Source organism: Erwinia sp. Eh17-17 (assembly GCF_039675725.1).
Classification (GTDB): Bacteria; Pseudomonadota; Gammaproteobacteria; order Enterobacterales; family Enterobacteriaceae; genus Erwinia.
On the sequence record NZ_JBDFQT010000001.1, the window covers coordinates 1,104,130 to 1,118,256 of the forward strand.

At 52.9% G+C, this 14,127-nt stretch carries 16 protein-coding genes and 1 other annotated feature; of the genes, 2 read left to right on the plus strand and 14 right to left on the minus strand.

Translation table 11 applies throughout. The features are described from left to right. Positions 1-48 precede the first annotated feature (48 nt). The 14 genes from ABEH87_RS04885 to ABEH87_RS04950 form a co-directional block, all read right to left on the minus strand. Positions 49-792: an EAL domain-containing protein gene (locus ABEH87_RS04885; RefSeq protein WP_346574395.1), complete on the minus strand. Its 744-nt coding sequence runs from the start codon at positions 790-792 to the stop codon at positions 49-51. Positions 793-1,156: 364 nt separating this feature from the next. Further along, a complete protein-coding gene (locus ABEH87_RS04890; RefSeq protein ID WP_346574397.1) occupies positions 1,157-1,615 on the minus strand; it encodes an NlpC/P60 family protein in 459 nt (152 codons plus the stop codon). A gap of 74 nt (positions 1,616-1,689) precedes the next feature. After that, the gene (btuD, locus tag ABEH87_RS04895) at positions 1,690-2,430 is read right to left on the minus strand and encodes a vitamin B12 ABC transporter ATP-binding protein BtuD (RefSeq protein ID WP_346574398.1); all 741 of its coding nucleotides are present in this window, start codon (positions 2,428-2,430) and stop codon (positions 1,690-1,692) included. Between the two features lie 3 nt (positions 2,431-2,433). Further along, on the minus strand, positions 2,434-2,976 hold the full coding sequence (locus tag ABEH87_RS04900; protein ID WP_346574399.1) for a glutathione peroxidase: 543 nt from the start codon (positions 2,974-2,976) through the stop codon (positions 2,434-2,436). A 44-nt stretch (positions 2,977-3,020) separates the two neighbouring features. Then, positions 3,021-4,001, minus strand: coding sequence for a vitamin B12 ABC transporter permease BtuC (gene btuC, locus ABEH87_RS04905; RefSeq protein WP_346574401.1), 981 nt, complete (start codon positions 3,999-4,001; stop codon positions 3,021-3,023). A 137-nt stretch (positions 4,002-4,138) separates the two neighbouring features. Next, positions 4,139-4,438, minus strand: a complete 300-nt coding sequence (gene ihfA / locus ABEH87_RS04910) for an integration host factor subunit alpha (RefSeq protein ID WP_017802142.1) — start codon at positions 4,436-4,438, stop codon at positions 4,139-4,141. A 4-nt stretch (positions 4,439-4,442) separates the two neighbouring features. After that, a complete protein-coding gene (gene pheT / locus ABEH87_RS04915; RefSeq protein ID WP_346574403.1) occupies positions 4,443-6,830 on the minus strand; it encodes a phenylalanine--tRNA ligase subunit beta in 2,388 nt (795 codons plus the stop codon). 15 nt (positions 6,831-6,845) lie between these two features. Beyond that, positions 6,846-7,829: a phenylalanine--tRNA ligase subunit alpha gene (gene pheS / locus ABEH87_RS04920; RefSeq protein ID WP_346574407.1), complete on the minus strand. Its 984-nt coding sequence runs from the start codon at positions 7,827-7,829 to the stop codon at positions 6,846-6,848. Positions 7,830-7,916: 87 nt separating this feature from the next. Next, positions 7,917-8,042, minus strand: a sequence feature (Phe leader region). After that, positions 7,992-8,036 carry a pheST operon leader peptide PheM gene (gene pheM, locus ABEH87_RS04925; RefSeq protein WP_133845469.1) on the minus strand — a complete coding sequence of 15 codons (45 nt, stop codon included), beginning with the start codon at positions 8,034-8,036 and terminating at the stop codon, positions 7,992-7,994. It overlaps the preceding feature by 45 nt. A 109-nt stretch (positions 8,043-8,151) precedes the next feature. Then, on the minus strand, positions 8,152-8,508 hold the full coding sequence (rplT, locus tag ABEH87_RS04930; protein WP_062743499.1) for a 50S ribosomal protein L20: 357 nt from the start codon (positions 8,506-8,508) through the stop codon (positions 8,152-8,154). 106 nt (positions 8,509-8,614) lie between these two features. After that, a complete protein-coding gene (gene rpmI / locus ABEH87_RS04935; protein ID WP_005968897.1) occupies positions 8,615-8,812 on the minus strand; it encodes a 50S ribosomal protein L35 in 198 nt (65 codons plus the stop codon). Between the two features lie 92 nt (positions 8,813-8,904). Continuing rightward, entirely contained in the window at positions 8,905-9,456 is a 552-nt protein-coding gene (gene infC, locus ABEH87_RS04940) for a translation initiation factor IF-3 (protein WP_072277407.1), read from the minus strand. 3 nt (positions 9,457-9,459) lie between these two features. After that, positions 9,460-11,388 (minus strand): threonine--tRNA ligase, encoded by a 1,929-nt coding sequence (thrS, locus tag ABEH87_RS04945; RefSeq protein WP_346574410.1) that lies wholly within the window; start codon positions 11,386-11,388, stop codon positions 9,460-9,462. A 241-nt stretch (positions 11,389-11,629) separates the two neighbouring features. Further along, the gene (locus ABEH87_RS04950; protein WP_346574412.1) at positions 11,630-12,385 is read right to left on the minus strand and encodes a DUF481 domain-containing protein; all 756 of its coding nucleotides are present in this window, start codon (positions 12,383-12,385) and stop codon (positions 11,630-11,632) included. Between the two features lie 446 nt (positions 12,386-12,831). On the opposite strand from ABEH87_RS04950, the gene ghoS reads away from it, so the two are divergent. Further along, the gene (ghoS, locus tag ABEH87_RS04955; RefSeq protein ID WP_346574414.1) at positions 12,832-13,122 is read left to right on the plus strand and encodes a type V toxin-antitoxin system endoribonuclease antitoxin GhoS; all 291 of its coding nucleotides are present in this window, start codon (positions 12,832-12,834) and stop codon (positions 13,120-13,122) included. Positions 13,123-13,221: 99 nt separating this feature from the next. Beyond that, the gene (locus ABEH87_RS04960) at positions 13,222-14,115 is read left to right on the plus strand and encodes a fructosamine kinase family protein (protein WP_346574416.1); all 894 of its coding nucleotides are present in this window, start codon (positions 13,222-13,224) and stop codon (positions 14,113-14,115) included. Positions 14,116-14,127: the final 12 nt, after the last annotated feature.

Sequence of the window (14,127 nt, forward strand, 5' to 3'; positions counted from 1 at the left end):
GCTAGTGTAAAGCGCAGTGGCGCTGTCAAACACGGAGCGTTTACAGGGTTATTGCAGTGAGCGTTCACGCAGGTGTTGAGGCGGTTCCACCAGATGAATTAATGCCTCTTCGCTGACCGAAGGAAACAACGCACTTTGAATGCCATCGAAAGCGAAGTCACGAATGGTTTGCAGGGCACTGAGTTCATCTACGCCCTGCACCACCACTTCCTGGCAGTGCGGTTTGATATGATCGAGGATAGCGCTGATAAACGGCTGAAAGGATAACCGCTTAATATGGTGTTGAATAAAACCTTTATCCAGCTTAATGCGGTAAAACAGATCGTCAAAAACAGCTTTCGATGTTGTCTTACCTGCACCATAATTATTCAGACTTAAGTTAAATTTTTCACTCATCGCCCGGAGAAAAATATTATTTCTGCCCAACTCTAAATCAGGAAAATTCTCGCTAATTTCCAGATTAAGAAACGCAATGCGACTCATTTTTTTCAGAATAAACTCACTTCCGAGCAGGGTTTCTGCCAGTGGTTTATCAATATTCATAACCACATTAAGATCGTGACTGCTAAAAAAATCGCAATATTTCTCAATGAGATTTATTTGCTGCTGCAGAAACAGGACACGCTGCTCGTCATTTAATAACGGCGTCATGATCTCCTGCGCCATAGCGACGTTTGCACTGGGGTGCGTAAAGTGAGTGGACATCTCAACGGACGTTAACCGCCCGCCAGGAGTGTAAACCGGGCAGAATGCTGTGTAAGTTTTATAATCAGCTGCCAAAAAGATGTTCATTTTATTCGCCATTATTAAGCGGCACTCACCGCATCCTATATCAACAAAATAGGACAAGCAACAGCGTCAACAGACGGTCACATTGCGGAAATTCAACTGCAGTGTGCTTTTGCGTTAAATCCAGAACGTTAAGTTAACATAAAACTGACATAAACGTGCTTACCGATATCGCTATCATGCAAAACGTAAATTAGATGCGGCGATTTTGTTGACGATTTTTTACTTAAAAAGTGGTCAGACATCATCAAAAAATTGACTTAGGGAAAACAGGCATTAAAAATGTATTTTCAATTTCGGGCGCACCGATCAGGCCGCTATCCATCAGCCATAATTTAACATCGCTGTCTGGCTTCTGCCGTGGCGATTAAATTCTGCGGGCCTGCCAGAACACCTTACGCCAGTAAACATTATCCAGGGACGAACGGGTTACGCCCTGACTGGTCGAGGCATGGATAAACTGGTTATCGGTATCATAAATCCCGACATGCAGGCCATTTTCTCCGCTTCCCGTTTTAAAGAACACCAGATCGCCCGGCAGCAGCTCAGATTTATCAATTCGCGTGCCAATATCGGTCTGTGCACTCGTGGTGCGCGGTAGCTGCATGTTAAAAAGATCGCGGAAGGTCAGATAAACAAAACCAGAGCAGTCCACGCCGCCGCGACTCATGCCGCCATAGCGATAAGGGGCACCGCGCCACTGTCCGAGCCGATCGTTGAGCTGGGCAATCACGGTAATAGAGTCAGAGAGCCGGGCGTCAGGTAACGGCGCTCGGCTGCTACAGCCCGCCAGAACAATCACCATCAATATAAACCAGTAACGCATAGCAAATTCCCCGCTAGTCACAGTCTGTAATCTGTTGCAAGCCCACGATACCGGCAACGGCCGGCGTGGTACATTCAGCATAACGTGGTCAGTATCGCCTGCCCGTTAACATCAAGTCGTTGAAACGGCACCTTGTAGAGCGCGCTGAGGTGGTCCGGCGTCAGTACCTCGTGTGGTCGGCCCTTTATCGCATGCTCACCGGGCCGCATCAGCCAGACGCAATCCGCATAGCGCAGTGAATGATTCATGTCATGGCTGCTCATAATGATGCTGATGCCCTTCTCTGTCAGTCCGGGCAACAGGCGATCGAAGGCAGCCTGCTGGGCGATATCCAGACCGGTTAATGGCTCGTCCAGCAGTAACAGTTTGCCCTGTGGCTGGCTGACCTGCAGTAACACCGCCGCCAGCCGCACGCGCTGCCATTCACCGCCTGAAAGCTGCGTGAGCGGCCGGGCGAGTTTTTCATCGAGCTGTAGCGCCTTTGCCAGCGGCAGCAGCATCGCGGCAGGTTCCGTGCTTTGCGGCTGCGCATGCATCTGCAGATAGTGCCAGACCGGCATCAGCCCCGGCGGAATCTGCTGCTGCGCAAGATAACCCCGCTGTGGGGCCAGCGCTGCGCCGGGCCAGTCACCCAGCGCACGCCCGGCGAAGTGGACGTCACCCTCGCAGGCGATCAGGCCCGCAATCGCTGCCAGTAATGAACTTTTGCCCGCCCCGTTCGGCCCGACCAGGTGAACAACCTGCCCGGCCGCGACCTGGGCCGTAAAGGGATACAGGCGCCCTTCAAGCGCAACGCCTGTCAGATCCAGCAGCATAAATTACGCCAGGGCCTGATGGATTCGTGCGACTAACTGCGCATCGTCAGGTGCCATATCCGGGGAGAAACGCCCGATAACCTGACCGTCGCGACCAATCAGGAACTTCTCAAAGTTCCACAGAATATCGCCCGCCTGCTTAGGCGCACGGCCTTTGCTGGTCATCCGCTCAAGGAAACCACTGCCTTCCGGGGCCACGGCTTCAGGCTGTGCCGCCACCAGCTGGGCATACAGTGGGTGACGCTGCGGCCCGTTTACCTCGATTTTGCTGAACATCGGGAAGGTCACGCCATAGGTGGTGCGGCAAAAGGTTTTAATTTCTGCCTCGGTGCCCGGCTCCTGCTCCAGAAACGCATTGCACGGGAAACCCAGTACCGTCAGTCCGCTATCGTGCAGCTCTTTCTGCAGACTCTCCAGCGCTTCATACTGCGGCGTCAGGCCGCATTTAGAGGCCACATTGACCACCAGCAGCACATCGCCCTGCCACTGCGCCAGCGTTGTTTTCTCACCATCCAGCGTCACCAGTTTTGTATCGAAAATAGTCATTGTTTTTTCCTGTTTTAACGTCAGACACAACAGCCCGCAGGCTGTCAGCGGTTGCTCAATAATAGCCAGATAAATACCGGCGCGCCCAGCGTCGCCGTCACGACACCAATGGGCAGTTCGGCTGAGGTTAGCGCGATACGGGCAATAATGTCGGCCGCCAGCAGAACACCGGCCCCCGCCAGCGCACAGCCCGGTAATAAAATACGATGATCGCTCAGACCATTAAGACGCAAAAGATGGGGTATTACCAGGCCGACAAAGCCAATCGCCCCGGCCAGCGCCACGCTCACCCCCACCAGCCAGCCGATCGCTATCACCAGCAGGTTGCGCCACAGCACCAGCGGCAGGCCCAGCTGCTGAGCAGAGATCTCGCCCAGCGCCAGCAGATTGAGAACCCGAGTCTGACCACTCAGCCACAGCAGGGCCGGAAGCAGCGCCAGCATCAGCCAGCCGTAACGCCAGTCAACGCCGCTGAAACCGCCCATCATCCAGTACATTAACTGACGCAGATCCATACTGCTGCTGAAGTAGACCGCCCAGGTCATTAACGCGCTGCAGATGATCCCCAGCGCCACGCCGGCCAGCAGCAGGCGGCTGCTGGAGAGATGCTGGCGGGCAAAGCGCAGCAGAATGAAGGTCACCACCAGCGCTCCGACAATAGCGCCCAGGCTCATCGGCCAGGTTCCGGTCATGCCCGCAAAGATGCACAGCACCAGCCCCACCCCGGCACCACCGGACACGCCAAGCAGACCCGGCTCCGCCAGTGGGTTGTTGAACAGGGCCTGCATGGCCGCGCCGGATACCGCCAGCGAAGCACCCACCAGCATCACCGCCAGGCTGCGCGGCAGGCGCAGCTGCCAGACGAAAAGCTGTGCATCGGGGTTGAACCACTCAGTGGGGGCGATCCAGCGCTCACCTGCGCTGAGGCTGACCAGCAGCAACAAAAGACAAAACATCAGCAGCCCGCCCAGCCAGAAGCCTGAACGACGTTGAGCGACGGAAATCTGTTGTGAGAGCAGCGTCATGGCAGAGGTTTTTTAAAAGAAAACAGAGGGTTAATTGTAGAGGTAAATCAGCAAAAAGAAAGGGATTGCAGGGCTAAGCGTTGCCGCAGGCCGCAAATGAAAAAGGCCGCTTGCGCGGCCTTTTTGAACAGCAGAAATCAGTCTTCTTTCGGTGAAGCGTTCTCAACCCGGCTTTTCAGTTTCTGACCCGGTCGAAACGTCACAACCCGGCGAGCCGTAATGGGAATATCTTCACCCGTTTTGGGGTTACGTCCCGGACGTTGATTCTTGTCGCGAAGGTCGAAGTTGCCAAATCCTGACAGTTTGACCTGCTCGCCATTTTCCAAAGCACGACGCACTTCTTCGAAAAACAGTTCAACCAGCTCTTTGGCATCCCGTTTGCTAAGACCAAGCTTCTCAAACAGGTATTCAGACATTTCAGCTTTTGTAAGCGCCATAGGTTCAATCCCTCAAGGATGCTTGGAATCGCTCTTTCAGTGCCTCTACGCATTTTGCAACGGTAGCGGCAATCTCCTCTTCTTCGAGTGTCCGGCTGGTATCTTGCAAAATCAGGCTGATAGCGAGGCTCTTAAAGCCCTCATTTACGCCCTTACCACGGTACACGTCAAACAAGTTTACGCCAACTACCTGATTTACGCCAACTTTCTTACACTCGCTGATAATATCTGCTGCCGGCACGTTTTCCGCTACTACAACAGCGATGTCACGACGGTTCGCCGGGAAGCGCGAAATGCCGCTGGCATCAGGCAGGACGCGGTCTGCAACCTTATCCCACAGCAGTTCAAACACCACGGTACGACCGTTAAGATCCAGTTTACGTTCAAGTTCCGGGTGCACCACGCCAATAAATCCGACGTGCTCACCGCGCAAATAAATCGCCGCGCTCTGCCCTGGGTGCAGTGCCGGATTGGCGGCAGCCACAAACTGAATCTCATCGAGTTTGCCAGTTAACTCCAGCAGTGACTCTAAATCCCCTTTTAAGTCATAGAAGTCTACCGGACTGCGCGCCAGATCCCAGTGTTCTTCATTGCGGTGGCCGCTGATCACACCTGCCAGCATAACGTCCTGACGGATACCGAGGTATGCCTGAGTATCAGGAACAAAGCGCAGGCCGCTCTCGAACAGACGCACGCGGGACTGCTGACGGTTCTGGTTATAGACCACCGCGCCCAGCAGACCCGTCCACAGCGACAGACGCATTGCCGACATTTCCACCGAGATCGGGCTTGGCAGGACCAGATTCTCTTCGCCTGGATGCAGCAGCGCCTGAATTTTCGGGTCAACGAAGCTGTAGGTGATGGCTTCCTGATAGCCCTTATCCACCAGCAGCGCTTTAACACGCTTCAGCGACAGGCTGGCTTCACGGTGTTTCGTCATTACCAGACCCGCCTGTACCGGCACGTCAGGAATGTTGTCATAACCGTAAATGCGGGCGACCTCTTCTACCAGATCTTCTTCAATCTCGATATCGAAACGCCAGGCTGGTGCAACGGCCTGCCATTCACCCTGACCTTCTGTCACTTCGCAGCCCAGACGGCGCAGAATATCGCTCACTTCAGCATCCGCAATCACATGGCCGATCAGGCGGTCAAGTTTTTCACGGCGCAGCGTAATCGTCGCACGTACCGGCAGCGCGGCCTCGTGAGTGACATCCATCACCGGACCGGCTTCACCACCGCAAATGTCCAGCAGCAGGCGGGTTGCTCGCTCAATCGCCGTGTGCTGCATTGACGGGTCAACGCCACGCTCATAGCGGTGCGATGCATCGGTATGCAGGCCATGACGACGTGCACGGCCGGTAATCGACAGCGGGCTGAAGAAGGCGCACTCGAACAGCACGTTTTGGGTTTCTTCGTTCACACCGGAGTGCTCACCGCCGAAAATGCCCCCCATCGCCAGCGCTTTCTGATGATCGGCAATCACCAGCGTATCGCTGTTCAGTTTGGCCTTGCTGCCGTCCAGCAAAGTCAGGGTTTCCCCTTCTTCGGCCATACGCACCACGATACCGCCCTCAAGGCGATCGAGATCGAAGGCGTGCATCGGCTGACCCAGCTCAAGTAAAACGTAGTTGGTGATGTCGACAACCGGATCGATCGAGCGGATACCGCAGCGGCGCAGTTTTTCTTTCATCCACAGCGGGGTGGCCGCTTTAACATTGATGCCTTTTACCACACGGCCCAGATAACGCGGGCAGGCGTCTGTGGCCTCCACGCGAATCGGAAAAGTGTCCTGAACGGTTGCGGCAACCGGTGACATCTCTGGCGGCGTCAGTGGCAGCTTGTTCAGCACCGCCACATCACGGGCGACGCCGATAATGCCAAGGCAGTCGGCACGGTTCGGCGTCACGCTGATCTCAATGGTGTTGTCGTCCAGCTTGAGATAGTCACGAATATCCGTACCGATAGTCGCATCCAGCGGCAGTTCAATAATACCGTCATGGTCGTCGGAAATACCCAGCTCAGAGAAAGAGCACAGCATTCCTTCTGACGGCTCACCGCGCAGTTTAGCCGCCTTGATTTTGAAATCGCCCGGCAGGACCGCACCGACCGTCGCTACGGCCACTTTCAGCCCCTGACGACAGTTCGGTGCTCCACAGACGATATCCAGCAGGCGATCGCCGCCGACGTTAATTTTGGTGACACGCAGTTTGTCGGCATTTGGATGCTGGCCGCACTCAACCACTTCACCCACGACCACGCCATGAAAAGCACCTGCTACCGCATCCACGCCGTCAACTTCCAGACCGGCCATGGTGATTTGATTGGACAGGGCTGCACTGTCAATGGCCGGGTTGACCCATTCACGTAACCAGAGTTCACTGAATTTCATTGGTTTTACCCGTCCTTATTTAAACTGTTTGAGGAAACGTAAATCGTTTTCGAAGAAGGCACGCAGGTCGGTCACGCCATAACGCAGCATGGTGAGACGCTCCATCCCCATGCCGAAGGCGAAGCCTGAGTAAACTTCCGGGTCAATACCGACGCTGCGCAGCACATTGGGATGCACCATGCCGCAGCCCAGCACTTCCAGCCACTTGCCGTTTTTACCCATTACATCCACCTCAGCCGAAGGCTCGGTGAACGGGAAGTAAGACGGACGGAAACGCACCTGCAAATCTTCTTCAAAGAAGTTGTTCAGGAAGTCGTGCAGCGTGCCCTTCAGATTGGTGAAGCTGATGTTCTTATCTACAATCAACCCTTCCATCTGGTGAAACATTGGGGTGTGAGTCTGATCGTAGTCGTTACGATAAACACGGCCGGAGGCGATGATACGGATCGGCGGCTGCTGCTCTTTCATGGTGCGGATCTGCACGCCAGAGGTCTGAGTACGCAGCAGACGGGTAGCATCAAACCAGAAGGTATCGTGATCGGCACGGGCCGGGTGATGAGCTGGAATGTTCAGCGCATCAAAGTTGTGATAGTCATCTTCGATTTCCGGGCCGGTCTCTACTGAGAAACCAAGCTCACCGAAGAACGTTTCAATACGTTCGATGGTACGGGTCACCGGATGCAGCCCGCCGTTTTCGATGCGACGGCCAGGCAGAGAGACATCAATAGTCTCCTGCGCCAGGCGCGCGTTCATAACGGCGGATTCGAGAGCATTCTTCTGCGCATTCAGCGCTTCCTGCACCTGTTGCTTAGCTTCATTGATCACCGCACCGGCTGCCGGCCGGTCTTCCGCTGGCAGTTCACGTAAGGAGCTCATCTGGAGCGTAAGATGTCCTTTTTTACCCAGGTATTCGACGCGAACGTTATCTAACGTGGCGACATCCTGAGCATCATTGATAGCGGCTTTCGCGCTTGCTACCAGATCTGCGAGATGTGACATGCTTTCCTCTTCTTCCAGTCATCGTGACTGGTCTGTTTTTTTCAGGACGAATAGCCGCCCGGTCATCGTTGTTTCAGGCGCACTAAAACGAAAAAAGCCTCCACGAGGGAGGCTTTCAGCGCGATTTTTCGTTTCTTCTCTTTGCGCTAAAGCCCCCGGTAGTCAGGCGCTAAAGTAAAAAAAGAAACGGAAAATGGCAGTGTTCATGATTTTCTGACCTAAGTTGCAGTATCGGACCGCTCTATTGAAAGGCCGGGGGATAAAAATGTCAATCATTTCAGACAATAAAAAAGAGGGAGACAAGCTCCCTCTTCAATCCGGCTTACGCCAGAGCTGATTTCGCTTTTTCTACCAGAGCAGCAAATACTGCTTTGTCGAATACTGCGATGTCAGCCAGAATCTTACGGTCGATTTCAATCGAAGCCTTTTTCAGGCCATTGATGAAACGGCTGTAAGACATACCGTTAGTGCGGGCTGCTGCGTTGATACGCGCAATCCACAGCTGACGGAACTGGCGCTTCCGCTGACGACGGTCACGGTAAGCATACTGACCAGCTTTGATAACAGCCTGGAAAGCAACACGGTATACACGTGAACGTGCACCGTAGTAGCCTTTAGCTTGTTTTAAGATTTTCTTGTGACGTGCGCGAGCAACTACACCACGTTTTACACGAGCCATTGAGCTCTCCTATGTATATTCTGAATGTTGCCCTTCATCTTTCGCCTTGTGGCGGCGTTAGCTGCCTTGCCATAAAACGAAATCTGTTGGGCAGTTAAAAAAAAACTTATGCGTACGGCAGGCAGGCAATAACCAGACCCAGATCGCCTTTAGACACCATACCTTTAGGACGCAGGTGGCGTTTACGCTTAGTAGATTTTTTAGTCAGAATATGACGCAGGTTAGCGTGTTTACGCTTGAAGCCGCCACCGGCGGTCTTCTTGAAGCGCTTGGCCGCGCCACGTACAGTTTTAATCTTTGGCATTTAAAAAATATCCACTTCGCATTGTTAATAAAATGAACCAGACAGGCGAATCTCACCGCGCACCGAAGCGCGCGGCAGGATTACTTTAGGGCCTACTGTTTCTTCTTGGGAGCGAGCACCATAATCATCTGACGACCTTCAATCCTTGTAGGGAATGATTCGACCACTGCCAGATCAATATCTTCACACAGATCTTTACGGACGCGGTTAAGCACTTCCATACCGATCTGCTGGTGCGCCATCTCACGACCGCGAAAACGCAGTGTGATCTTGGCTTTATCGCCATCTTCCAGAAAGCGAATCAGGTTGCGTAGTTTTACCTGATAGTCGCCATCATCGGTACCAGGACGGAATTTAATTTCCTTAACCTGGATAATCTTTTGCTTTTTCTTCTGTTCTTTAGAAGATTTGCTTTTTTCGTAAAGGAACTTGCCGTAATCCATTATACGACAAACGGGCGGCTCGGCGTTGGGGCTGATCTCTACCAGATCCACGCCCGCTTCTTCAGCTTTTTCCAAAGCTTCATTCAGACTGACAATACCAATCTGTTCGCCATCGACGCCAGTCAGACGAACCTCAGTGGCGCGAATTTCTCTATTTATGCGATTAGGACGCGCCGGTTGAACTCGTTTTCCGCCTTTAATACTTTATTCCTCCAATTGATGAAGATTGCGACTGCGGATTTCACCCTGCAGTTTAGCGATCACTTCGTTTACATCGATGCTTCCAAGGTCTTTACCGCGGCGGGTGCGAACGGCAACTTTGCCTGCTTCCACCTCTTTATCACCACAGACCAACATATAAGGAACACGACGTAAAGTATGCTCACGGATTTTAAAGCCAATCTTCTCGTTTCTCAAGTCCGCTTTTGCACGAATGCCCGCATTTTGCAGCTTTCGGGTCAATTCTGCAACATATTCGGACTGACCATCGGTGATATTCATCACCACAACTTGTACAGGAGCCAGCCAGGTCGGGAAGAAACCGGCATATTCTTCGGTTAAAATCCCGATAAAGCGCTCCATGGACCCCAGGATAGCGCGGTGAATCATCACCGGAACCTGACGTTCATTACTTTCACCTACATATGAGGCACTCAGACGGCTCGGCAGAGAGAAGTCGAGCTGAACGGTACCACACTGCCATGCACGGTCGAGACAGTCATGCAGAGTAAATTCAATTTTAGGGCCGTAGAATGCGCCCTCACCCGGCTGATAATCAAACGGAATGTTGTTCTCTTTCAGCGCCGCAGCAAGGTCTGCCTCTGAACGGTCCCAGAGATCGTCACTACCAATACGTTTTTCAGGACGGGTAGAGAGTTTCACCACGATTTTTTCAAAGCCGAAGGTGCTGTACATGTCGTACACCATCTTAATACAGCCATTGACCTCATCACGCACCTGATCTTCGGTACAGAAGATATGAGCATCATCCTGGGTAAAGCCACGTACGCGCATCAGACCGTGTAACGCACCTGACGGTTCGTTACGGTGGCAGCTACCAAACTCTGCCATACGTAACGGCAGGTCGCGGTAAGATTTTAGGCCCTGATTGAAAATTTGCACGTGGCCAGGGCAGTTCATTGGCTTGATGCAGTATTCACGATTTTCTGAAGAGGTGGTAAACATCGCCTCTTTGTAGTTTTCCCAGTGCCCGGTTTTTTCCCACAGCACACGGTCCATCATGAATGGACCTTTCACTTCCTGGTACTCATACTCTTTCAGCTTGGTGCGAACAAACACTTCCAGCTCGCGGAAAATCGTCCAGCCGTCATTGTGCCAGAACACCATGCCCGGTGCTTCTTCCTGCATATGATACAGGTCAAGCTGCTTACCAATTTTACGGTGATCGCGCTTCGCCGCTTCTTCCAGACGTTGCAGGTAAGCCGCTAACTGCTTCTTATCGCCCCACGCGGTGCCGTAGATGCGTTGCAGCATTTTATTGTTGCTGTCACCACGCCAGTAAGCGCCTGAAATTTTCTGCAGCTTAAAGTGGTGGCAGAAACGCATGTTAGGCACGTGCGGACCGCGGCACATATCCACATATTCTTCATGATGATACAGACCAGGACGATCGTCATGACTGATATTTTCATCAAGGATGGTGGTTTTATAGCTCTCACCGCGCGTAGCAAAAACATCACGCGCTTCCTGCCAGCTGACTTTCTTCTTGATGACGTCGTAATTCGTCTCGGCTAACTGGTGCATACGCTTTTCCAGCAGCTCAATATCTTCCTGCGTCAGCGTGCGGTCAAGGTCGACGTCGTAGTAAAAACCGTTGTCGATAACCGGACCGATAGCCATTTTGGTATCTGGCCACAGTTGCTTGATCGCGTGCCCCAACAGGTGGGCGCAGGAGTGACGAATAATTTCCAGACCCGCTTCGTCTTTCGCGGTGATGATGGCTACGTTCGCGTCTTCGGTGATCGGATCAACCGCATCAACCAGTTCGCCATTCACACGGCCGGCAATACAGGCTTTCGCCAGGCCAGGACCGATGTCCAGAGCAATATCCATCACGCTTACGGCGTGGTCAAACGAACGCTGACTTCCATCAGGAAGAGTAATAACAGGCATGAAACATCCTTAATTGCAGTGGTAACCCACACGTAAGATTACATGCAAACCTAGTTTGAGAGTTCCGGCTGGCAGGCTATCTGACCCACATTGTCGAATGACCGCCACCGTTGAAAAACCGAGCTGGTAAAAAACCAGACACACATAATAACAGCTTTAGGATCAGAGAGAAACCGCACTGGCAAGTTGGGGAAGGCTTAACAAAAGGGAAAACGAGCCGCAGGGCGCGGCTCGTCCGGGATTACATCGCGTAGGAGAGCGTGATCGTCGTTTTGGTATCGGTATGATCGGGCGCAGACTGCGGTGGATTCTGGTTCCAGGTGACGTTGTAAGCCATTTTCAGCGCGAAATGTTCGTTGATCGCGACCTGCAGGCCGGTCTCTGAGTTGACGGTGGTATCGTCGCTACCCAGAACAGAAACACCCTGGATGAACTTGGTAGTATCCGTCAGCTGCCACTGGTAGCTCAGTGCGCCATAAGCCAGAGCCTGAGTTTCATGGCCCCCTTCGTGATAATCGTCATAACGCACACCAGGACCGGCTTCCACGCGCAGCGAGTGCACCGGGCCGTTCAACAGCTGGCGACCATAACCGGCAGCAAGAATAGAACGACCGTCGTAACCGTTGAAACGGTCACTCAGCCAGCTGGCCTGGCCAAACAGGTAATCGGCACTGTTTATGTTGTAACGCGTACGGCCACCGACCTGATAGGTCTCAGAAGAGCGCTCATCATTGGAAGAGGTGTTGCTGGCATTGCCCCAAAGGCTGTAGGCGAAGCTTGGCGTATACCATGTCAGGTTGGTATTCGCTGTCGCAGAAGAGCTGGTGGTGTTACCAGACTGCGCCATGTAACCCGCTGCGGCGTTACCTTCAAAATCTTTCTTCGCCGTTGAAGGGTCATCCATAACCGTGAAGACGTTATTATCCGCCAGGGCTTGATGACACAGTGCTCCCCCGGAGAGCAACAGAACTACAGACAACTTATTGAGCGCTTTCATTTAAATGTGACCCGTACGACAGTTTTTAAAAGAGTGAGTCTGAAGCGTTTTGAAGGACGATCAACGCATTTTACGGTAACAATCGTAACAATTTGTTAATTCGCTCTTTTACCAAAGCATCATGACAAAACAACCACGGAAATGAGAACATTCCCATTAACGCGGCGCATTATAGAGGGTATTTGTTAAGAAAACACCTGGATGCAAATAAGAAATATCCTCAATCGTGCAGGTCTGTTGCGGCTTAATTGCTGGCTATGTGACTAAATGTAAAATTAACACCCAAAATATATCCTCCCCCCACCTCTTCCCGTTTGCCGCCCACAACATGGCAACGCGCACGAAAGCATTAATCCGCGGTTACCCCGTCCTATACTCTGAATTCACATTCACGCCACGCGCTATGGGCTACGCTAAAAATACGTTTTTTAACAATGAGGTGAATCATGAGTAACCAGGAAATAAACCAGTATGTTGTGACACTTGATTACCAGGCGAAAGGATTATCCGATCTGCTGGAGCTCAGCAGCACGCTGCTGAGCGGAGGGTTCAGTACGACGTTGAACGATAAAGAGGGCCACCCGCACGAACTGGGAACCAATAATTTCGGCATCATCACCCCCCTCTCTCCGGAGGAGATAAAACAGCAGGTGGAAAGTATCGGAGAGGGGGTGCTGGGCGTTAAACCAGAGATTGAAATACAGACCTGGGAAGCATTCCGCCGTAACCCTGCCTGAGTTTTTGTAAAGACGAACACTTAACGTGCGCAAACGCAGTTTTTGGTTATTCTTTAAGCGTTACCATAGTGAAATCACAGCGAAAAAGAGGAGTGTCCTATGTGGTCAGCCATTAGTCGTCTGTTGAGTGAGCAACTGGGGCCAGCAGAAATCACCGGGCGCAGAGAGCTGCCGGGTGGTGATGTGCACCCCGCCTGGCACATTCGCTATGGCGAGCACGACGTCTTTGTCAAATGTAATCAGCGTGAGATGCTGGATCTGTTCAGATCGGAAGCAGACCAGCTGCAGCTGCTGGCGCGCAGCCAGACCGTGCGTGTTCCGGCAGTTTACGGCGTCGGCAGCGACAGAGATAACAGTTTCTTACTGCTGGAATATATCCCCCTCAGGCCGCTGGATGCTCACAGTGCCTTTCAACTGGGCCAGCAGCTGGCCCATCTCCATCAGTGGAGTGAGCAGCCCCAGTTTGGTCTCGACTTTGACAACAACATCACCACCTCTCTGCAGCCGAACAGCTGGCTGCGGCGCTGGTGTGTATTTTTTGCTGAACAGCGCATCGGCTGGCAGCTTCAGCTGGCGGCAGAGAAAGGCATTCAGTATGGAGACAGCGAGCTGATTATCCGCTGTACCAAGACGCTGCTGGAATCTCACCATCCTGAACCTTCCCTGCTGCACGGCGATCTGTGGCCGGCGAACTGTGCCGGAAGTGACAGCGGTCCGTGGATTTTCGACCCCGCCTGTTACTGGGGAGATCGTGAGTGCGATCTGGCGATGCTGACGTGGTTTGCTGACATGCCGCCAGAAATTTATGACGGCTATCAGTCCGTGTGGCCGCTGCCCGGCGATTACCTGCAGCGTCAGCCGGTTTATCAGCTTTACTACCTGCTTAACCGGGCTAATGTCTTTGGCGGCAGTTGGATGGGCGAAGCGCAGAGAGCGGTCTGTGCGCTGCTGGATGCAGATGAGCTGGGAAGGCGCCGGGCGCGCCCGGCCTGATAGCCGGAACGC